The organism is Pseudomonas sp. GL_093 (genome assembly GCF_057837605.1).
In genome coordinates this window covers 2314483-2335815 of record NZ_CM174448.1, presented here as the reverse complement: position 1 = coordinate 2335815, position 21333 = coordinate 2314483, and the positions used below count along the sequence as shown (strand labels likewise).

Genomic DNA, 21333 nt, shown 5'->3' with positions numbered 1-21333 from the left:
CGCTCTGTGGCAGTCTGAAGACCCTGACGCCCCGAGCCCTGGAACATCCCAAGTGATCATCGACGGCCACCGCTCAGCGCTGGTCATTTCTGGTCGCACGCTACTGCGTCAATACGAGACCGCATCCGGTTATCTGTTGGTGACGGACTTCGATTGTCCCTTTGATGAAGCCGTGTGTTTTGTGCTGATCAGTAAAGACCTTCAACGCGTACTGGGCGAACACATGGTCGGATACGTGTACAGCTCGTACGATCTGGACGAGCTGATCTGGCTGGATGAGGCGCATTTTTTCGCGACCTTCATGGACCTGGCCGATTACCGGTTTTACTTCACGATTCGCCGGTTCGGCATTCCCTGGATTTACCCGAGACTGGGTGTGGCGTGCAGGCGCTTTCATCCCAAGAGCGGAACGTGGCGGCGGGATATTCGTTAAAACGCGAGCCAGCGAGACTCTTAGTCGGCGAAACCAAAACCTCCCGGCAACATGACGCAAGGCAAGACGTGCACTACCTTGATAGAGGTACGCTCTCACTGAGACCACGATAGGACATCGACATGAGCAAGGCTGACCAACTCGCCGCGAAACTGAAGCAAACCCAGCAGTCCAGCGCCGACGAGACACTCTGTGCAGATCACCAGATAGACAGCTGGCCTGCGCAGGTTTACGAGCTGTACCACCTCATCGAAGCCTGGCTGGCGCCGCTCAGCGAAGCCGGGCTGAACATCCGGCGAGTGCCGACGCACGTCTTCGAACGTCATGCCGACGGGGCGACCTACGACTACGCCATCGACCAGTTACTGATTGAAGGCAACCACCACAGCATTACCTTCGACCCCGTCGCTCGTTTCACTGAGGACGGTGCCGGGCGGGTCGAGATCCGCACTCAGGCAAAGGCACTTTCGATGCTGCGAACCGTGAGCGAACACGGCGAGACGCAGTGGTGGCTGCAGGCGATCGATCAATCCGGGCAACAACCGGATGCGATCGCCATGACCGAAGACAATCTGCTGTCGGTGGTGCAGGAGGGGCTGCAGCTGTGAGGCTCAGGGCTGTTGAATCAGCCCTTCAATAACCCGGCGCAACGCCGCCTCCCGTGGCACCCGAATGTCGAATTCGCTGCGCAACAAACCCAGCAATTCATCCACATCCGTCACTTGCCGCCGTTCAGTCTCACTGCCGATCCGATGAATCGCATAACTGCCGTTGTTCAGCGTGCGGCGCCACCCTTCGCCGGTGCGCGCCACCATCAGCTGCCTGGCGAACGACGATTCGGGGTGGGTCGAGACGTACCAGTTGCCGACGGCGTAATCGATGTCTTCTTGGCGCTGCAAATCGAAAATGTACATCGCCCGCCATTCGCCGGCGACGTTGGCGCGCAGGGTGTAGCCATCCTCGTGCGGATCGATGCGATAGGGTTCGTGAGGGGTGAGCTGTTCAGCCGGGGTATCGAGCATCAGCGGTGCGGTGGGCACCATGCCGCCGAAGCCGACGTCGGTGATGTAGCGCACGCCGTCCAGGGTTACCAGGCTCAAGCGGTGTGTACGGGCGGTCCATGCGCCTTCGGGCTGGCCCATGACCACTCGGCCGGAGATACCGCGAGCGTCGAAGCCCAGCTCTTGAAGCAGGGCCAGGAACAGGTTGTTGAGTTCGTAGCAGTAGCCGCCGCGACCGTCGTGCAGCACCTTTTGCTCGATGGACGGCAGGTCGATGAGCACCGGCTGACCCGAAAGCGTGGTGAGGTTTTCGAACACGAAGGCGCCGGTGTGGCGCAGTTGAAGTTGGCGCAGGGTTTCCAGGGTCGGCGCCGGCGGCGCGTCGAAGCCCAGGCGTTGCAAGTACAACGCAAGATTGCTCAGGTGTGGCTCGCTCATTGCTCGGTCCTTATGCATGGCGCCGGATTTCTCCGCCGATGGGCGCCATGTATAAGGGAAAAAGCGGTTCGACTGACAATTGATTTAACCAATCGCCGCACACGCCAATATCAACGTAGTTTGCGCGAACTCAATCGAATCCACGTCGGTGCATGATCACTCGCGTGGGGCTCGTTGCGAACCCAGGCATCGACTCCGGCCTCCTGCAGATAAGGACTCAGCGCCGGGTTAAGCAACAGATGATCGATGCGCAACCCTGAGTTCTTTTGCCAGTGCTGGCGAAAATAATCCCAGAAAGTGTAGAGCCGATCCTCCGGATACAGATGGCGCAAGGAATCGGTCCAGCCCTGGGTCAGCAGGCGCTGATAACACTCGCGGCTTTCAGGTTGCAGCAACGCATCCTTCAGCCAGGATCGCGGGTTGTAGATGTCGAGGTCGGTGGGCACCACGTTGTAGTCACCGGCCAACACCACGGGATGCTCACTGACCTGAAGCGTCTGCGCGTAATGGATCAGCCGTTCAAACCACGCCAGCTTGTAATCGAACTTCGGCCCCGGCTGCGGGTTGCCGTTGGGCAGGTACAGGCAGCCCACCAGAATCCCGTGCACGGCGGCCTCCAAATACCGGCTATGGGTGTCGCTGTCATCACCCGGCAGGCCTCGACGACTCTCCAGCGGCTGAGCATCCCGCGCCAGAATCGCCACGCCGTTCCACGAAGACTGACCTTGCCAGATCGCGCCGTAGCCAGCGGCCTCAAGCTCGGCGGCCGGAAATGCACTGTCGACTGACTTGAGCTCTTGCAAACAGGCGATGTCTGGCTGCTCTCGCTCTAGCCAGGCCAGCAAGTTCGGCAGTCGGGCGCGCATGCCGTTGACGTTGAATGTCGCAATTTTCAAATTCTTCATGGGCCAACGCTCGCAATGGAGGGTCGATATCCAGTTGTGACCGGGGGGCGCCCCGGCAGTTGCCACCATGAACGAGACAGGCGACTAAAGGCACGCCCTTACACTGGAAACTCGTCATGCGATGCCTTGAGCAATGGCAGCAACGCCTGCTTTTCCATAGGCCGACTCAAGTAGAAACCCTGCACCTCATGGCACTGGTCCGAGACCAGGAAGTCCAGTTGCTCCAGGGTCTCGACGCCCTCTGCCGTCACGGTCAGGCCCATGGCTTTGCCCAGGTTGATGATCGCCTGCACCACCGCGCGGTCATTGCCGCCGCCGCTCATGGACGAGATGAAACGCTTGTCGATCTTGATCCCGTCGAACGGGTACGTGCGCAAGTAACCCAGGGACGAGTAGCCGGTACCGAAGTCGTCCATGTTCAACCGCACGCCCAGTTCCTTGAGCGCATTCATGGTCGCCAAAGCGCCCTCCACATCGATGAGCATCACGTTTTCGGTGATTTCCAGCTCCAGACGACTGGCTGGCAAACGGGTCTGGATCAACGCCTCCCTGACATCCTCCACCACATCGCTGCGGGCAAATTGAACAGGCGACAAATTGACCGACACCATCAATGCACCGGGCCAGGTCAGGGCCGTTTCACAGGCTTCGCGCAACACCCAACGCCCCAAAGGCACGATCAGGTCAGTCTGCTCGGCCAAAGGGATAAACTCGTCGGGGCTCAGCAGCCCCTGTTCCGGATGCTGCCAGCGCAGCAACGCTTCCACCGAGACCACCTGCTTGCCGCCCATGTTGTAGCGCGGCTGGTAATGCATCACGAATTCGTTGTTCTTGATCGCCCGACGCAGGTCGTTTTCCAGTTGCCGACGGTGCTGGATCTGATCGTTCATGTGCGGCGCAAAGTAGCACCAGGTCTTCTTGCCGTCGGATTTAGCCTGGTACAGCGCAATGTCGGCACACCGGATCAGTTCATTGGGAATGTGCCCCTGACGCCGACTCAAGGCGACACCGATGCTCGCGCCGATGTGCAGCGTGTGATGCTCGTAATGAATCGGCTGCTGCAGGCTCTCGAGCAAACGTTCACAGAACCGGTCGATTTCGGCGTGGCTGTCCATGCCATTGAGCACCAGCACGAACTCATCACCACCGAGCCGGGCGACCAGATCGATGTCCCGCGTACACTCGCGCAATCGGGTGGCCACTTCCAGCAGCACAGCGTCGCCGGCCGGGTGACCGAGGGAATCGTTGATCGGCTTGAAGTTATCCAGATCGATCATCAACAGCACCAGCGCCGCCGAATGCTCTTTCTGCGCCAGGGCCTCGTCGAGAAAACGCGCCAGTTTGTTGCGATTCGGCAGCCCCGTCAGGGCATCGTGCAACGACAGATGCTGGATCTGGGCATGAGCGGCGACTTCATCGGTGATGTCGCTGGCCGTTCCGCGATAGCCCAGCACCTCGCCCTTGCGATGGATCGGTCGGGCCGAAACCCGGCAAATACGCTGTTGCCCCGATTGATCGCGATAGGAGCATCGCAAATGGCTGACGGGCTGTTCTTCATTGAGCTTATGCAGCCACAGCGACAAGGGCAGCGTATCGCAATTGAGCAGTTGCCCAATGTCCTGCCCTATCCATTGCTGATCGGAAAAACCGGTGACGGTGGCGAAACGTCCTGACAGATAAGAGATGCAATGCTTGTCGTCGATTTCCCAGATCCAGTCGGAAGCGGCCTCAGCTACGGCACGAAAACGCTCTTCACTGGCCTCCAGCGCCTGGTTCGATAAATCGAGGCTGGTATAGCTAGCATCCACGTGCCCCGACGTGCGCAAGACATACCGGAAGAAATAAGCCGTTAACAACGCCAGCACCAACAGTGCGCCGCCCAATGGCGGCAGCAGCGACCAGAGCAACTGATGACCCGGTTGCTCAAGTCGGGAAACCAGGCTGTAGCCAGTGCCTGCCAGTGCCACGGCTGGCCTGCCGGGCGAGATGGCGTTATCAGGCGCCAGGTTTAAATCATGCAGACCATAATCGGCGCTCAGGGCGCTGAGTTTGTCAGGGCTTAACTGGTCGACGAACACCAGCACCGAGGTGCTTTGGGGATCGACCGCCGGCCTTTCGTCATTGGGGACGATCGCGGCAGCCGTCAGCAATGCCGGTTTGCCCTCGAACAGCGTGAACTGGCTGATCGGATCAATGAGGCTTTCCTGACTCTGGACTGCCTGTATCAGCGTCGCCATTGATGCCGAAAGATAGGTGGTCGCCGCCTCTTGCACCTGAAGCCCGCGCACCACGGCGTATTTGGTTTGCTGATGATCGACCACGAAGACGCCATCGTAGTGATCGATGCTGAACAAGGTTTTGCCCACGTTCTGCTCGACGTAAGCCCATTGCGCATCGACCTTGCCGTTCAAATGGTCGTAGGCGGTCGTCCAGTTTGCATAACTGGCGACGTAGCTTTTCGAGGCGGTGATGCGGTTTTCCAGCGCACGCTGGGTGTAGAACGTGGTCTTGGCCAGGTCCTGGGCGTCCAGACGCCCGGCAATGTTGAACAAGGCCAACAGGGCAATCAGCACACCCAGAACAAACAGCAGGCCGACGACCAACACCAGGTTGCGGGTTATCGGCGTATGACGGGGCGCGGCGACGGTGGTAACGGCGGTCATATCCATGCACTTATCCTGTCAATCGATTGCCTGATCGGGATGCGACGCTCGCAATGCTTTTTTACCGGGGCACTCGCCGAACGTATCACTGAACATAGCAGCCATGCTGGGCCCTGGCCCCTGGATAACGCAAGCCATTGCCGCAATTGAAGAACCGTTAATACAACCATTGCCAATCGACGGCCGCTGCCCTGTAATTGCACGCATCGCTCGCGTACCTTTTGATGCCGAGAATGCCTCATCCTGGGAGACGCACCATGATGATGATCAAAATGACCTCGCTGTTACTGACGGGAGTGCTGTCCGCCATGTCCGTCGGCACTTTTGCAGCCTCAGGCGATGGCGCTGATGCGACCGGTACCAAGTCAGGATCAACCGGCGGCTCGACAATGGCGCCCAACAATAACCCTGGCCAACCCTCGAGCGACCATAACGCTAACGGCGGCGATAGCGGATCGGGCTCGTCGGGTGGCGGAAATGGTGGCAATGCCGGGAACAGCGGCTCTGGCGCGGGGGGTGGCACGGGCGCGGCGGGCGGTGGAACGGGCGGTGCCGGCGGCGGGACGGGCAGCTGGACGCGTAAAAGCAGCCGATGATCGTCGGCTGCTTTTTGGCCTGAAACGTGGGACTAGGCTGGTTTGACCGGCGGCGGGCTCCATTTGCCGTTCAAAACCTCGGGCTTGGGCCCATACAAACGCATGGTCAGGTTGAACCCGCCCTTCGGTGCCGGCAGCCAATTGGCTTCAAGGTCCTTACCGGGGTTTTCGTGCTGGAAGTAGATGTCCAGCGAACCGTCGGCGTTCGTCTTGAACGGCATCCAGCTACTGAACGCAAACCGGTTGAGCGCATTGCCGACCTGGAATCCTTCAGGGTCGTACAAGGTGATCGACCAGAAAGCGTTTACCGGCGGCATTTCACCCTTGTCGAAATGCAGCACGTACTTGTTCGTTCCATCGAGTGGCTTGCCTTCGACATCGCCGATGTTCAGCGGATAAATCGCATCCTCGGGCAAGTTGGCGCCGAGCCCCATCTGCGCAACGATCGCGCGTTTGAGGTAGTAGTTTCCGTAGACGCCCATGGTGTCGGTGTTCATCGACCAGCCGTTGACCACGCGAGCGAGGGTTGGAACCTTCCACGTCATCAGCGTCTGCGCGTCTTCGGGCACGGTCTGCAGCGCTGCTTTGATTTCAGGGTCCAGTGCATCCATGTTGAAGGATTTTCCGGGCTCGATACCGATACGCTTCATCTGCGCCAGGATCGGTTGATCGGTGATGTGCGCAGGGTGCATTTTGAGCAATTCGGCGGCGTAGGCGAAGTAGTCGGCCGCCGACATTGAGTCGACCTGAATCTTGGGCGGGGTCTTCATGTCCACGGCCGGGTCAATGTTCACGCTGACCGGCTCGGGGCTTTTACCCAACCGGGACAACGGTGTCACGGTATAGCCAGCCTGAATTTTGTGCACGGCCGCGTAGTCCGCAGCGCCGTCGGTCTTGGTGCGGCCAATGACCCAGACAAAGGGCGTAGGCGCCGGCAGATGGTTCAGTCCGGCAGGCACCGTCCCGGTCCAGCCCGGCGGCGTCACCAGAAACTGCCCCGCTTGGGTGCCCGTGGTGCGCCAGCCCGGTGAGGCGAACACATCGGTCCACATGTCGAGCATCGGCAACAGGTAAAAACGCCCGGCCGTATCGGGCGCTGCGATCACCAGCGGTTCTTGGGTCAAATCCAGCCAGGCAATGGAATACAAGGTGTCGAAGTTCGAGCGCACCACCCCTTTGAAATTGGCAGGTGGATACTGCGGCACGCTGATAAACATATTCATCGGACCTTTACCGAATTCCTTGCCCGGTTCGATGTTGGTGAATTGCTTGCGGGTGATGTCCATGGTCAACAGCGGGTAAAAATAAAGGTAGGCATCCACGCCGATGGCGTGCGCTTCTTCGGCTGTGACTTTCGATTGAGCCTGGCTCGCGAGCGGAAAGATGGCGCAGGCTGCAACGGTTAGAGCAACGGCTGCCAATGCTTGAGTAATCAACATTTTGACGATCATCCGTGCGGTGGGGGGACCTGCCGGGATCGGCAGCGTTACCGCAACTCTAGACGATCAATTGAAGGGGATCTGACAGGCAGACAGCCGGCTGGCCGGGGTGTTGCGCGGGTGAAACACCGTCGAGAGACACCTCAACGATCCGAACGCAGCAGTGCCTCGACACCGCCCTCCATCGACAGCACCGCCGAGCGGTTTCGCCCCGAATGCTTGGCTTGATACAGCGCCGCATCCGCACGTTCGATGAACACTTCCATGCTGTCCCGCCCCGTCGGCACAAACGAATAGCAACCCAGACTGACCGTCACGAAGCCCGAGGGTGAACCGCTGTGGATGATGTTCTTGTCCATGACGCTGCGGCGGATCTGCTCGGCAATCACCATCGCGCCGTGAATGTCGGTGTCGGGCAGCAATACCGCAAATTCCTCACCGCCGTAGCGCACGGCCAAATCGGCTTTTCGATGGCAACACCCCTTCACCGCCCGCGCCACTTCAGCCAGGCAATGGTCCCCCGCCACGTGGCCGTAAGCGTCGTTGTAGCGTTTGAAGTAATCGATATCGAGCATGATCAGGCTCAGCGAACTCGACTGCCGGGCGCCTCGGCCGAACTCGATGTCCAGCGCTCCCTCGAACAGCCGGCGATTGCCCAGGCCGGTCAGGCTGTCGTGAGTTGCGATCAGCTTCAGCGCTTCCTTCGCCGTGCGCAAATCCGCCTCGACCCGTTCGCCGACACGCACCTGATAAAGGAACATCCAGCCGAACAGCCCCACACCCAGCACCACCAGGGCAACGATGACTGTGGAGCGAAACGCCGTGTCGTTCCAATCCTTGAGAATAGAATCCCTGGACGAGGCGGCAGACACGACCAGCGGATAAGCGTCGAGCTGACGGTAGCCATACAACCGCACAACACCATCGACCAGCGAGCGGAACATCGCGTTGCCGGAGGGTGCGTTGGGCAGCAATTTCTCGAAGATCTCGCTCTTGGCCAGTGATGTGCCAATCAGCGATTCCACAAACGGCCGTCGCGCCAGCAGCGTTCCGTCGGTCAAGCCCAAAAACATCGAACCGTTGTCATCAATGCTGAAGCTTTTGAAGAACTGATCGAAGTACGCCATCTTGATGCCGGCCAACAAGACGCCCTGGAAATTGCCATTCTTGTCGTTCACACGCTTGGATATCGGAATGATCCACTCACCATTTTCCCGACTGCGAATCGCCGGCCCGATGTGCGCCAGGGAGGAGACGTTCTGCTGGTGGAACTTGAAATAATCGCGATCCCCCACACCGGGTCCGCGTGGCAGTTCGTCGAAAGAGGTAACGACCCACTGCCCCTTTTGGTCGAACAGAAATATCCCGTGCAATTGACTCAGCGCCTGCACCCGCCGGGCGAACGTTTTCTGCAAGCGTGCCTTTTGGGGCGCGCCGAAACCGTCAGCCTGAATCCAGTCGGCCAGACTGGTCAGCACCAGATCGGCTTGCATGAAGGTGTCTTCGGCCTGCTGCGCCATGGCCCGCGTCAGGTTTGATGACGCCACTTGCGCCAACGCCAGGTCATGCCGGCGCGATTGCTCCAGTTGCAGGTAAAGCAAACCGCACAGGCTCAGGCACACGACCGCAATAAACAGTACCGCTGCTTTGCGCAGAGGTAACCGTTTCAACGTGACGCCGGTGGCGTTGTGCGGATCGTGAAGAGGGATAGGCAAAAGCTCGTCCTGTAAGGGTAAGGCATAGGTAACACCCCAAAACCCTTATTTTTTGTGAGCTTAGTCTACGGGGGGGTATGGGGCAAATGTCCTTTGGCTAGTCGTCGCATCGCGCTATGCAAATGCGCCCGAGCACTTTCTGCATCCCCCAGGCGCATTTGCTCGTATGCCCGCTGGGCAATCTCATGGGGCACCGGCTTGAGTTCACGCTGGGTCGCCATTGCATTCCTTCACGAGCATCACCATCAAGGCGCGAGCTTCAGATGCGCGTTGACTCTCCCACTCTTCGGATCGACAAACCAATACTCATTATTGGCGACCTTCACTTGGCTGCACTCGGTTGGGTACTTGTTAGGTATGACGCAAACAACACCGTCTTTGAGAGTCCACCGTTCTTTCTCCGGCGCGTCAGGCGCCATCTCGAACACATCGATACCATCGGCTAAAAACCTGATCGAGTAGGGGTGACTGCCCTGCCGGGTGGTTCCATAAAACTGCTTACCCACTAACGTGCTATGAATTTGCCCATCGTCTAGCGTCATCGCTGATGCCGGAACCGGTGGAGGTTCATAACGACTGCTGGTTGCGCAGCCTGCCAAACAGACCATCAGGATCGACGCGCCGAATTTTAACAAAGTCATGCCACACCTTCCTTGTAAGTACCGGAAGAATGTCCGGATAAATCAAAGCTTAGGCGACGCTTATTGGCAGATCCGACGCAAGTGCCGAACGGTTGACGGTCGATAAATTACAAACAAAAAAAATGGGCGCTCCGAGGGCGCCCATTTCAATAAAACACGAACAACGTTTAGATCAACTTGTCGATCTCATCCAGCGTCACTCGAGGAATGAGCTCGCCCGGAATCCTTGAATTACTGGACAGGTTGTAGACCTTAAAATCTTCACTCACGACGTACTTCGACAAGATCTCGAACGACGGCAGAATTCTCGTATGAAAATGCTGATCGAGCAGGCATGGCGACGCTAACGTGTCGGCCTCTTCGTAAAAACGGCTCACAGACTGATTCAAGTCGACGCCGACCAAAAACACCTTGGTAAAGCCCACGTGATAGGCAATCTGCAAAGCCAGATAAGCCACGGTACGGGCATCAAAAAAACCGCGTTTAAGGTTCTTGCTGAAACCAAGGGTTCTGTTGCGGCCAGTCCCGAGTTTGCGACTTCTGACGAGCTCTTTATCGGCCCTGAAAACCAGGTCCGTCCAGGAGAGCTTGGGGGCTCGGCCGAGTAAATACAGTTCGCCCTCAGGCGCTACCGTCGTGTTCCAGATGTGCTCTTGCCACAGTGCAACCCGCTGACTGATGCGCATCGCCTCTGAAAACAGTTCGGGTTGCTCTCGGGAAAAGCCTTGATCCGTACAGGCATAAAAGAACGGCTTGGTACCTGTCCCGGAGAACATGGAGATGGCGCCATTCATCGTAATCATCGGAATGTCGGCAAACTTTTCCAGCGGAAAATCTTTAGCGGACGCCCCCGAGGCAATGATAAACACGGCACCTTTTTGAATGTTGCGGCACTCATCGAGGTCATGCACATCAAGCATACCTGTGTTGAGTGACGGTTTTTTTTGCGCAACATCCATCTTCAATTCCCTATTCCTTCACATCGATGATCGGTGACTATTTTGTATTGTGATAGTTTTCAACGGGTCAGCCAACCTTTTGGCTTCACCAACTCTGGAATCTGCGACGGAGCGCAAAGGTTGACGCAGAGCGCTTGCATCGTTGGTGCATCGATGACCGGCCCTTTCCATACGGGTGACAAGTCCCAACTCCTTCATGGCTACTGCTGGTTTTGCTCCGTTGCCACAGAGGAAGTTCCTGCTCGTCGCACATCCAGAACGGGCAATTCCGAAGGCAGATTCAACCCTCGCAGTACCGCGGAATCGTACCCGTACACATCGGGTTTAAACATCACTCGACCATCGTTGCTCAGGTCCACCGTCCAGTAAGCCAACAGCACCGGCACCTTGACGGGAAGCCTGATATTTTCGGTCTTGCCGTTCGCCAGTTGAGCCTGTATCCCGGCGCTGTTCCAACGAACCGGGTCGTTGAATAACAGCTCTACCAACTGCAGCGGGTTCTCCACCCGTATGCAGCCTGAACTGGTGGCACGGCGCGATTGCGCAAACAACTCGCGATGCGGCGTGTCGTGGAGATAAATCGAATACTCATTGGGAAACCGAATGACCACCTGCCCCAGCGAATTGTCCGGCCCGGCATCTTGTCGCAGCGTAATACCGCGCGCGTTATCCCAGTCGACGGTCGACGGATCGAGCACATTCCCCTCTCGATCAAGGGCTCTTATACGGCTGGCGGCAAGGTAGCCAGGATCTCGTTGAATCTTCGGCAGCATGTCTTTGACGAGGATCGTCGGTGGCACAGTCCAGGTGGGGTTGAACGTTACGTAAGTAATCTCGGCTTGAAACACCGGCGTACTGCGGAACGGCTTACCGACCTGAACCCGGGAACGCCATATCGCCTTACCGTCGCGATAAAGCGCCACCTTGTAACCCGCAATATCAACGATGACAAAAGTGCCCTGAAGTTTGTACAACAACCAACGCGCGCGCTCCATGTTCACCCGAACCTGGTCTATCCGCGCCTCTACGGGCACATTCAACGCAGCCAGTGTCGCGGCCCCCGCCACGCCATCCGCCCCCAGGTATTGCTCGGTCTGATACTTTTTCACCGCCGCGGTGACGCTGTCGTCGTAATCAGTGCGTGGCTTCTTTGATGGGGCCAGATAACCACCCACCACCAAACGTGCTCGCAACTGCGCGACAGAGGCGTCATCCATGCCTGGCTTGAGCGATTGGCCTTCGGCAATCTTCGGCCAGCCACCCGCGTCCCGAACCTTGCGCAGTTGCGCCAGGCCCACGCGCAGGCTGCGGTAAACCGCCTCTTGTGGCGGCGCCTGTGCAAAGGCGCGTGCAACGTCATGAGCATCGAGCGCGGCGAACAAGTTATTCATGTCTCCACGAGGATCGGCGCCGACAGGGTCGAAATTCCAATGGATGTCCAGACGCGATGGGTCAACCTTGCCGCGCCGCAATTGCAGCAGCGCCGTGATAAAGGTCCGGGTCGCCGCGATATCGAACGCCGCCCGTTGCGCCACCGTCGGCTCTGCTGCCTGCATCGACGCTCTGGCGTTCGCCAACTCATCAATATGAAAGTCCGCAGGATCCAGCCCGTCGGCCCGGGTCTCGCTCAGGCTTTTCAATAACTGAATGACATCGCTGTCGTTCGCCCAGGCCGAGCGATAACTCCGATGCATGTAAAAATCCATGACCACGCGACTCGGGTCCACCCGTTGATGGCCACGGGAAGTGAGCAAGGGGGGAAACGATGAACTCAATGGCTCAAGTGCCGCCTGAATCGTTTGAGCGACGTAATCGTCAGGTGCTGCGCCAGTTCTGCTGATGACGGGAGATACCGCCTCAATCGGCGAAGTTTCTGCAATCGCTGCGCCGCTGATCAGAAAGCCCATAAAAAAGATGCGGCTTATGACGAATAACCTTGTTAACTGCCCCATGGATAATCCTTAATCGCCCCGTATTCAACGGCTAGCATCCTGCACACTGCTAGACTCGAAACATTAATGTGAGACTTACATATGGCACTAGACCGCTTTGGCTTCTTATTCACGGCCTTGCTGCTGACGTTAGTTTCGGTACCGGCAGCCTACGCCGATTCGCTTGAAGCCGCGCTGCTCAAAGCAGCACCTGGCGCCAACGCCAAAGTCATCGGGCTGGCCGTACGCGCTACCCAATGCAGCTTGGCCCAAGGTAAAGCACCTGTCCAAAGACTTGCTGTCATCGACTACTCATTGCCTTCGACCGAACAACGGTTGTGGGTGTTCGATCTGAAGAAACGTAAATTACTGTTCCACGAACTGGTCGCCCACGGTCGCAACAGCGGCGAGAACATGGCGGTCAAGTTCTCCAACCAGAATGAAAGCTTTGCCACCAGCCTCGGTTTGTACCGCACCCAGTCGAGCTATGTCGGCCAGAACGGTTACTCCTTGCGCATGGAAGGATTGGAGCCGGGTTTCAACGACAACGCATTTGAGCGGGCGATCGTTATCCATGGGGCGCCCTATGTCAGTCCGGTTCTTGCCCGAGCGAATGGCCGGATCGGTAGAAGCCTGGGGTGTCCGGCTGTACGGCCGGCAATTGCGCATAAGTTGATTGATTCGATGAAAGATGGGCAGTTGTTGTTTTCTTACTATCCGGATCAGCGTTGGTTGAAGTCGTCTTCGTATATCAATTGCGGTAGCGGCACTGTGGCCGCAGCGTCAACGCCCGATACACGCCAATAATTACGGCATGAACCTGACAAAACTGTAATCCCCGCCTCAGCCTGCTGAAAGGCATCGCCCGTTAGCCTCGTCGTCAAGCTCTCTCCACGCTGACGGACCGGGAACACGGCATGCACTCCAACACATCAAGACGCACCTTCGTGAAGGGCCTGGCCGTGGGCGGGCTCCTCGGCGGCCTCGGGTTATGGCGCACGCCTGTCTGGGCGGTCACCAGTCCCGGCGAACCTCAGGTGCTGGCGGGCACCGATTTCGACCTGCTCATCGGCGAAACCCCGGTCAACATCACCGGCAACCCGCGCACCGCGATGACCATCAACGGCGGCATTCCCGGCCCCCTGCTGCGTTGGCGCGAAGGCGACACGGTGACGCTGCGAGTGAAAAACAAACTCAACGCCGACACCTCCATTCACTGGCACGGCATCTTGCTGCCGGCCAACATGGACGGCGTGCCGGGTTTGAGCTTTCACGGCATCGAGCCGGGTGGGATGTACGTCTATCAATTCAAGGTTCGACAGAACGGCACGTACTGGTACCACAGCCATTCAGGCTTACAGGAACAGTCCGGTGTTTACGGGCCGTTGGTGATTGATGCGAAGGAGCCGGAGCCGTTCCAGTACGACCGCGATTACGTGGTGATGCTGACCGACTGGACCGACGAAGACGCCGTCGACCTGATGAAGACGCTGAAAAAACAGTCCGATTACTACAACTACAACAAGCCCACCGTGGGTGATTTCATCCATGACGTCAGCGAGAAAGGTTGGGGTTCCACGGTCGCCGATCGAAAGATGTGGGCCGAAATGAAGATGAACCCCACCGACCTGGCCGACGTCAGCGGCGCAACTTACACCTACTTGATGAACGGCCAGGCGCCGAACTCGAACTGGACGGGCGTGTTCCGACCGGGCGAGAAGTTGCGCCTGCGCTTCATCAATGGCTCCGCCATGACGTACTTCGACGTGCGCATTCCCGGGCTGAAAATGACGGTGGTCGCTGCGGATGGGCTGCACGTCAAACCGGTGATCGTCGACGAGTTTCGCATTGCGGTGGCGGAGACCTTCGACGTGATTGTCGAGCCGACCGAAGCGGCTTACACCTTGTTCGCCCAGTCGATGGATCGGACTGGCTTTGCACGCGGCACACTTGCAGCGAAGGCTGGTTTATCCGCGCCGGTACCGCCGCTGGACCCTCGACCGCGGGTGACCATGGATGACATGGGCATGGGCGGGATGGATCACGGCAGCATGGCGGGCATGGATCACAGCGCCATGGCCATGCCCGGCATGCAGTCCCACCCTGCGACGGAAAACAACAACCCGCTGGTGGACATGCAAGCAATGACCACCGCCCCCAAACTCGACGATCCCGGCCTGGGCCTGCGCAACAACGGCCGCCGCGTCCTGACCTATTCCGACCTGCGCAGCACCTTCGAAGACCCGGACGGCCGCGAGCCGAGCCGTACCATCGAACTGCACCTCACCGGCCACATGGAGAAATTCGCCTGGTCGTTCAACGGTGTGAAGTTCTCCGATGCCGAACCCGTGCGCCTCAAATACGGCGAGCGGGTTCGGGTGGTGCTGGTCAACGACACGATGATGACCCACCCCATTCACCTGCATGGCATGTGGAGCGACCTCGAAGACGAAAACGGCGAGTTCATGGTGCGCAAACACACCATCGACATGCCGCCCGGCTCCCGGCGCAGCTATCGGGTCACCGCCGATGCGCTCGGCCGTTGGGCCTATCACTGCCATCTCCTGTACCACATGGAAATGGGCATGTTCCGTGAAGTTCGCGTGGAAGAATGAGGCGCCTACCGATGACCAGACTCACTCCCATTTCATTGGCACTCGTGACCGCGAGCATGACCCTCTCTTCGGCGATGGCCGCCACCGACGACATGCAGAACATGGATCACAGCCAAATGCAGGGCATGGACCCTAGCCAAATGCAAAGCATGGACGACGGCCAGATGCAGCCCGCTGCGCCGACCGAAAGCCGCACGCCGATCCCGGCGCTGACCGATGCCGACCGCGCCGCTGTGTACGCCAGCCCAACCGGCCACGGCGTACATGACACCGCGCTCAACCATTACTTCCTCGCCGATAAACTCGAATGGCAGGACGCTGACGACGGCAGCACCCTGGCCTGGGATCTCTCCGGCTGGATTGGCGGCGACATCGATCGCCTGTGGCTGCGATCCGAAGGCGAACGCACCAACGGCAAAACCGAAGACGCCGAAATCCAGGCACTGTGGGGGCACGCGATCTCCCCGTGGTGGGACGTGGTGACCGGCATTCGCCAGGATTTCAAACCCGGCGACCCGCAAACCTGGGCCGCGTTTGGCGTGCAAGGGATGGCGCTGTACAACTTCGAAACCGAAGCCACCGCCTTCATCGGCGAAGGCGGCCAAACCGCCGCGCGACTGGAAGGCGACTACGACATCCTGCTGACCAACCGGCTGATCCTGCAACCGACCGCCGAACTCAACTTCTACGGCAAAAACGATCCGCAACGAGGTATCGGTCCCGGGTTATCCAACACCGAAGCCGGCCTGCGACTGCGCTATGAAATCCGCCGGGAAATCGCGCCCTACATCGGCGTGACCTGGAACCGCACCTACGGCAAAACCGCCGACTACGCCAACGATGAAGGCGAGGATCGCAGCGAAGCACGCCTGGTTCTTGGCGTTCGCCTGTGGTTCTAAACGCATTAACTCAACAACCAAAAAAACAACCGCTTAAAGCGGTAAGAGGCCTTGCATGCGCATGATTAAAACTACCGCTGTTGCCATTGGGCTGCTCATGAGCGCGCTCGCTCAAGCGCACCCGAAACTGCTCTCCTCCACTCCGGCGGAAGGTGCGGATGGCGCGACACCCGGCAAAATCGAACTGCACTTTTCCGAAAGCCTCATGACCCAGTTCTCCGGCGCAAAATTGGTCATGACGGAAATGCCTGGCATGGCGCACTCCCCCATGCCCATGAAAGCCAAAGTCTCGGGTGGTAGCGATCCGAAAACCATGGTCATCACGCCGCTCTCGCCACTGCCTGCCGGCACCTACAAAGTCGAATGGCGCGCCGTGTCTTCGGACACTCACCCGATCACCGGCAACGTCACGTTCAAAGTGAAGTGATTGATGAGCGACTCAGTCAGCATTGCACTGCGCTTTGGGTTGTATGTGGATTTGATGCTGCTGTTTGGGCTGGCGCTGTTTGGGCTGTACAGCCTGAAAGAACAGGAGCGGGTGTCAGGGGTGGCGCTGCCGCTTCGGTCGATGTTGACGGGGGCGGCGTTGCTGGGCGTGCTGCTTTCTGTCGCCAGCATGGTGATGATGGCGAGCGCCATGAGCGGTGAGTCAGACTTTGCCGAGCTGCGTCCGCACATGGAGATGATGGTGTTTGAGACGGATGTCGGGTTGGCCTGGGTCGTGCGCATCATCGCGCTGGTTATCGCCAGTCTGGCGGTGATGCTCAATCACCGTGCGCCCGGATTCAGCCTGCTGATCGCCTCTTTTGCCGGCGCTATCGCCCTGGCCAGCCTGGCCTGGAGCGGTCATGGGGCGATGGATGAAGGCAGCCGTCGTTATTGGCATTTCATCACTGACATTTTGCATCTGCTGGCTTCAGGAGCCTGGCTCGGCGCGCTGGTTGCGCTTGCCTTGATGGCAAAGCTCAACGAGCTGCAAACCGAGGAACGCATCAGATTGCTGGCTCGGGCTGTCCGCCGATTTGAATGGGTGGGTGCAGTGATCGTGGCCGTCATCACGGTCACGGGTGTCGTGAATTACCTGTTCATCGTCGGCCCAACGCTCGACGATGTCTTGCTCAGTACCTACGGGATTTTGCTGTCCATCAAAATCGCGCTGTTTGCCGGGATGCTGGTACTCGCCGCGTTGAACCGGTTTCACCTGGGGCCGTTTTTGCAGCGCTCGTTGCGTGAGGGTCAGTATCGGGTGGCAGCGAACACGTTACGGCGCAGCGTGGTGGTTGAATTGGCGGCGGCGGTGTTGATTGTGGGGTTGGTGGCCTGGTTGGGGACGTTGAGTCCGGAAATGGAGATGGCGGGGCAATAGCTGTAGCGAGTAATGGTCAGGCTGCAGCAAATCAAGTTCTACAACATCCACGCCAATGTTGAGCGGGGCAGCAGAAAGTAAGTACTCTCAGCCCCCACTCCATCATGGAAGCCGGATAACAATGAACAACCTGAAAAGCACAATGATGCTCGGTGGCCTGCTCGCTCTATCGTTTGCTGCTCAAGCCGAGCAATCGCATCTGGACAGCGTCATCCAACAAGGCCAACTGCGCGTGTGCACAACAGGCGACTACAAACCCTATACCGTCAAAGCCGAGGACGGCGAATACTCGGGCATCGACATCGCCATGGCCCGCTCGCTGGCCGACAGCCTCGGCGTCAAAGTCGAGTGGGTACAGACCACCTGGAAAACCCTGATGCCCGACATGCTCGCGGGCAAATGCGACATCGGCGTCGGCGGCATCTCCGTCACGTTGGAGCGCCAGAAAAAAGCCTTCTTCAGCGCCACGCTGGACGTCGACGGCAAGATCCCGCTGGTGCGCTGCGAAGATCAGGCGCTGTACCAGACCGTCGAGCAAATCAACCAGCCTTCGGTTCGTTTGGTCGAACCGGCCGGCGGCACCAACGAAGCCTTTGTTCACGCCTTTCTACCCAAGGCGCAATTGCGGCTTCACGACAACGTGACCATCTTCCAGGAGCTGCTGGACAAGAAGGCTGACGTGATGATTACCGATGCTTCGGAAGCGCTCTATCAGCAGAAACTCAAACCCGGCCTGTGCGCGGTGAACCCGAAGCAATTCATGCAGTACGGCGAGAAGGCTTACTTGCTGCCGCGTGATGACATGACCTGGAAGTTGTACGTCGATCAGTGGCTGCACCTGGCCAAAGTCACAGGCAACTACCAAAAAGTTCTGGGCCAATGGATAGCAACACCCGAGCCCAAATAACCGCCACCTACACAATCCCTGTAGCAACTGGCGAAGCCTGCGTCCGACTGCGCAGCAGTCGCCAACCCAAAGCACACGGCACATCAGGCAAAACGCAAAACGGCGGAAACACTTCCGCCGTTAATCGTCGTGCAACAACCCCGAACCGTACTCGCCGAAGCTGTTGCCGAGCGCACTGCCATGGAAATTCATCTTATTGGGGTTGTTGGTAGGCCCCGGACCAAAACCGGCAGACGGCAGGGTGGCTTCCGAAAATTCGCTATGGGTGCTTGCACCTGAACAGGCGCTCAATAGCAATGCGCCGGCGATCAGAGCGACTTTGAAGAGGTTCGAGATCATTTTTCAGTTTCCTTTGGGTTGGAAGCGCGGTGACCTTAGGTGGTTATCTTATGCCGCAAGACCGCAAGGAATTATGAAACTTTGCTGGGCGACAGCGTTGGTTCAGGTAGTGATTGCTTGAGGCCAAAAAGGGCGCTCCTCAGACAAACTGTCAAAAGAGTAACGTCCTACACGACTCTGGGAATTGTCCGTACACTTGCGCATTGCTGTGCCTTTGTCACGAGGCCTATAGTCCACCCAACGCCAAAATGGCGTGTCGGGTTTGGCGACTCGATGGCAATTGAACTGAATCCTTCGACTATTTTCGAAGCGTTTCGGAACGCACTTAGCTGCCTGTTTTATGGTGGCTGTGCGCGGGAGACCTTAGGGTCTGCCGGTTTCTCCATTGCCCGGTTCGCCAACCCGCGTACGGCTACCACCCATTCGTTTGGCGACGATTGAGTAGTAGTTCTTCTCAAATTAATGGAGCTTCAAATGAAAGAATTTATGGCTTTAACCAGCAACGCCGACGACCTTCCCTCGCTGTATGTAAACACCACCCAACCGCTGCACTCACTGCTTAGCACCGCACGCTACCGAATTGGCGCGGTAACGCAGATCCTGGAAAACCTCGCGATGCGCGGCGACATCACCACGGATTCGGTGATACTCAGCGACTTCGCAATGCTTTGCTGCATACCCTTGCGCGATGGCTGTGATGTGCTGGATGTCATTGCGCGACGTATGGATGCTGAACCGTCCTGACGTCACAACGGGGCGCCCTCCTCGGACGCCCCGTTGGCCCATTTCTCTGAATCCTCGACTTACTTCACTCACGCGCTAAAAAGCTGCTGCAAGACCCAAGACCCAAGACCCAAGACCCAAGACCCACCGAAGCCTCGATGATGGATTGGACCATCTAGTTCTGAAGACCAAGAAAACAAAGGCTTTGAGAGGATGAGTTTTTTTCACGTACCTCTTTCGTACCACCGCCCGCGCATTTCAAGCCGCCGCTAGCAAATCCCATCTGCAGTGACTGTCGCTCCAATCCAGAGAGCACCGACACGACATTCGCTCTCGGACTCAAGCACTAAAAGCTCCGGCGCCGGCGGTTAAGGCGACGGAGCTTTGATGGGCGTGACTAAATCTGCCCAGAATTCAGAAATATCTGAAGCCGGATTACCTTTGCTTTCCTCTGAGGCCAGATGCTCCTCCTACGAACGATCCGCTTCGTGTTCTTGATTCACGCTGAAGAGGATAATTTTCAACGATGATCTACACCCTCCATGAGCAAAGCACTATTGACCTAGCCTTAGGCGATGGGCCAGCATCGGTTGGGGAACAACAGTCACCAAGGAGATATAAATTGTCTATTTTCAACGACGTAATAAAAACTCACGATCAAGAGCAGCAAGCTATTGACACTCGTTTAGCCGAGGCGGCCGCGATAAATGCAGCGGAGATCGAGCTGTTCGTTGCTAAAGTCAAGTTGGGATATTCGGCGGTTGTTATTCCACTGTTCGAAGAGTTTGTTCGAGATGCGGCAGCTTATGGATTCGCCGCAAAACTGGGGGAGTACGAGCAAAGACCTGAGCACCACTATATTTCGTTGAGAATTATTCCAGTGAAAGGATCTTCGTTTGGCCCAAACAATTCACTCGAATCAGTTTTTGCAGTGAAGGCAATCCTCAATACGAAAAAAGTGCACTACCGCTCGTACCATGACCAACGTCCAGGAGTGCAGAATGGCGTAACTGGTACTGAAGACGGCTGGCAATCTCTCAACCGCGAATATCTAGAAACGCAGTTGAAAAATTTTCTGACCCTCTCGGTAAAGTCAAGAGCCTAAGTGCTGCAGGCCCACACGCCGATTGTGTTGGAGTACTAAAGCAAAAAGCCCTACAACCCCGAATTACGTGGGTCGTAGGGCTAACTTGACAAGTGAGGAATCACGTCGCGTTGCGTTAAATGGCATTGATAGGGATTCGAACCCCTTCTCAAATCTCTGAGGACCGCTCCAAGCCCGCAAAAACGGCCAATTTGCTATCTTCAAAAGGTGTGCTGCGGCCTAGGGCGGCCTGAAAAAATGGGGACAGATTTATTTACCCGTAGCGATCCAGTCGACTACCTCTTATGCCGTTGTTCAGATGCCCTGAACAACGGCAACAAGACTCGCCTCAGCCCCGCAACCCCAATCCTGATAAACTCCTCACCTCCCAGTCTCACCCATCTCAGAACCGCCAATGCCCCCAATCACCGCCACACCCGCCCCGCTCTCCCGCCGCTTCTCCGTCGCCCCGATGATGGATTGGACCGACTATTCGCAGCAAGCCTGAAAACAAAGGCCTACAGGCCTACCCAATTATCCACGTACCAGTTTCGTACCAGCACCATTCGTGCACCACCAAATTCGACCCCCTCCCTCATCTGCAGTAGCAAATTTTAAGCAACCGTTTTCGGCTTCAATCACGAGCACTGTCGCTACTGTCAAATTCGTTGGTGCATTG

20 protein-coding genes and 1 pseudogene are annotated in these 21333 nt (G+C 57.6%); 11 read left to right on the top strand and 10 right to left on the bottom strand.

What is annotated here, in order from left to right:
* Positions 1–52: 52 nt before the first annotated feature.
* Together AC3IUE_RS10610 and AC3IUE_RS10605 are read left to right on the top strand one after the other, a co-directional pair.
* Positions 53–433 (top strand): hypothetical protein, encoded by a 381-nt coding sequence (locus AC3IUE_RS10610; protein WP_489267227.1) that lies wholly within the window; start codon positions 53–55, stop codon positions 431–433.
* 122 nt (positions 434–555) lie between these two features.
* Entirely contained in the window at positions 556–1041 is a 486-nt protein-coding gene (locus AC3IUE_RS10605; RefSeq protein WP_489267225.1) for a hypothetical protein, read from the top strand.
* A 3-nt stretch (positions 1042–1044) separates the two neighbouring features.
* Here the strand turns inward: AC3IUE_RS10605 and AC3IUE_RS10600 are convergent, their stop codons facing one another.
* From AC3IUE_RS10600 to AC3IUE_RS10590, 3 genes are all read right to left on the bottom strand, one after another.
* Positions 1045–1872 carry an arylamine N-acetyltransferase family protein gene (locus AC3IUE_RS10600; protein WP_489267223.1) on the bottom strand — a complete coding sequence of 276 codons (828 nt, stop codon included), beginning with the start codon at positions 1870–1872 and terminating at the stop codon, positions 1045–1047.
* A 110-nt stretch (positions 1873–1982) separates the two neighbouring features.
* A complete protein-coding gene (locus tag AC3IUE_RS10595; RefSeq protein WP_056744373.1) occupies positions 1983–2777 on the bottom strand; it encodes an exodeoxyribonuclease III in 795 nt (264 codons plus the stop codon).
* 98 nt (positions 2778–2875) lie between these two features.
* Entirely contained in the window at positions 2876–5446 is a 2571-nt protein-coding gene (locus AC3IUE_RS10590) for a bifunctional diguanylate cyclase/phosphodiesterase (protein ID WP_489267222.1), read from the bottom strand.
* 251 nt (positions 5447–5697) lie between these two features.
* Between AC3IUE_RS10590 and AC3IUE_RS10585 the strand changes: the two genes are divergently transcribed.
* Positions 5698–6036, top strand: coding sequence for a hypothetical protein (locus AC3IUE_RS10585; protein ID WP_489267221.1), 339 nt, complete (start codon positions 5698–5700; stop codon positions 6034–6036).
* 32 nt (positions 6037–6068) lie between these two features.
* Here AC3IUE_RS10585 and AC3IUE_RS10580 read toward each other — a convergent pair whose 3' ends face one another.
* The 6 genes and pseudogenes from AC3IUE_RS10580 to AC3IUE_RS10555 all read right to left on the bottom strand — a co-directional run bounded on the left by AC3IUE_RS10580 (position 6069) and on the right by AC3IUE_RS10555 (position 12742).
* Entirely contained in the window at positions 6069–7475 is a 1407-nt protein-coding gene (locus AC3IUE_RS10580) for a DUF1254 domain-containing protein (RefSeq protein ID WP_056744369.1), read from the bottom strand.
* Positions 7476–7618: 143 nt separating this feature from the next.
* The gene (locus AC3IUE_RS10575; protein ID WP_489267220.1) at positions 7619–9190 is read right to left on the bottom strand and encodes a sensor domain-containing diguanylate cyclase; all 1572 of its coding nucleotides are present in this window, start codon (positions 9188–9190) and stop codon (positions 7619–7621) included.
* Positions 9191–9255: 65 nt separating this feature from the next.
* Positions 9256–9414 (bottom strand): annotated as a pseudogene (locus AC3IUE_RS10570) (aldolase); the annotation flags it as partial.
* A gap of 21 nt (positions 9415–9435) precedes the next feature.
* Positions 9436–9831 carry a hypothetical protein gene (locus AC3IUE_RS10565; RefSeq protein ID WP_489267219.1) on the bottom strand — a complete coding sequence of 132 codons (396 nt, stop codon included), beginning with the start codon at positions 9829–9831 and terminating at the stop codon, positions 9436–9438.
* A gap of 167 nt (positions 9832–9998) precedes the next feature.
* On the bottom strand, positions 9999–10790 hold the full coding sequence (locus tag AC3IUE_RS10560) for a lipopolysaccharide biosynthesis protein (protein ID WP_489267218.1): 792 nt from the start codon (positions 10788–10790) through the stop codon (positions 9999–10001).
* A 200-nt stretch (positions 10791–10990) separates the two neighbouring features.
* On the bottom strand, positions 10991–12742 hold the full coding sequence (locus AC3IUE_RS10555; protein WP_489267217.1) for a L,D-transpeptidase family protein: 1752 nt from the start codon (positions 12740–12742) through the stop codon (positions 10991–10993).
* Between the two features lie 81 nt (positions 12743–12823).
* On the opposite strand from AC3IUE_RS10555, the gene AC3IUE_RS10550 reads away from it, so the two are divergent.
* From AC3IUE_RS10550 to AC3IUE_RS10525, 6 genes are all read left to right on the top strand, one after another.
* Positions 12824–13528, top strand: a complete 705-nt coding sequence (locus tag AC3IUE_RS10550; protein WP_056744362.1) for a murein L,D-transpeptidase catalytic domain family protein — start codon at positions 12824–12826, stop codon at positions 13526–13528.
* Between the two features lie 110 nt (positions 13529–13638).
* Positions 13639–15336, top strand: coding sequence for a copper resistance system multicopper oxidase (locus tag AC3IUE_RS10545; protein ID WP_489267216.1), 1698 nt, complete (start codon positions 13639–13641; stop codon positions 15334–15336).
* Between the two features lie 11 nt (positions 15337–15347).
* On the top strand, positions 15348–16235 hold the full coding sequence (locus AC3IUE_RS10540; protein ID WP_489267215.1) for a copper resistance protein B: 888 nt from the start codon (positions 15348–15350) through the stop codon (positions 16233–16235).
* A gap of 55 nt (positions 16236–16290) precedes the next feature.
* Entirely contained in the window at positions 16291–16662 is a 372-nt protein-coding gene (gene copC / locus AC3IUE_RS10535; protein ID WP_046047766.1) for a copper homeostasis periplasmic binding protein CopC, read from the top strand.
* 3 nt (positions 16663–16665) lie between these two features.
* On the top strand, positions 16666–17601 hold the full coding sequence (gene copD, locus AC3IUE_RS10530) for a copper homeostasis membrane protein CopD (RefSeq protein WP_489267214.1): 936 nt from the start codon (positions 16666–16668) through the stop codon (positions 17599–17601).
* Between the two features lie 121 nt (positions 17602–17722).
* Positions 17723–18508: a transporter substrate-binding domain-containing protein gene (locus AC3IUE_RS10525; RefSeq protein WP_489267213.1), complete on the top strand. Its 786-nt coding sequence runs from the start codon at positions 17723–17725 to the stop codon at positions 18506–18508.
* Between the two features lie 120 nt (positions 18509–18628).
* On the opposite strand, the gene AC3IUE_RS10520 is transcribed toward AC3IUE_RS10525, so the two are convergent.
* Positions 18629–18847, bottom strand: coding sequence for a hypothetical protein (locus tag AC3IUE_RS10520; RefSeq protein WP_489267211.1), 219 nt, complete (start codon positions 18845–18847; stop codon positions 18629–18631).
* Positions 18848–19321: 474 nt separating this feature from the next.
* Between AC3IUE_RS10520 and AC3IUE_RS10515 the strand changes: the two genes are divergently transcribed.
* Both AC3IUE_RS10515 and AC3IUE_RS10510 read left to right on the top strand, forming a co-directional pair.
* Positions 19322–19591 (top strand): short-chain dehydrogenase, encoded by a 270-nt coding sequence (locus AC3IUE_RS10515; RefSeq protein ID WP_150655358.1) that lies wholly within the window; start codon positions 19322–19324, stop codon positions 19589–19591.
* Positions 19592–20096: 505 nt separating this feature from the next.
* Positions 20097–20675, top strand: a complete 579-nt coding sequence (locus AC3IUE_RS10510) for a hypothetical protein (RefSeq protein WP_489267208.1) — start codon at positions 20097–20099, stop codon at positions 20673–20675.
* Positions 20676–21333 lie beyond the last annotated feature (658 nt).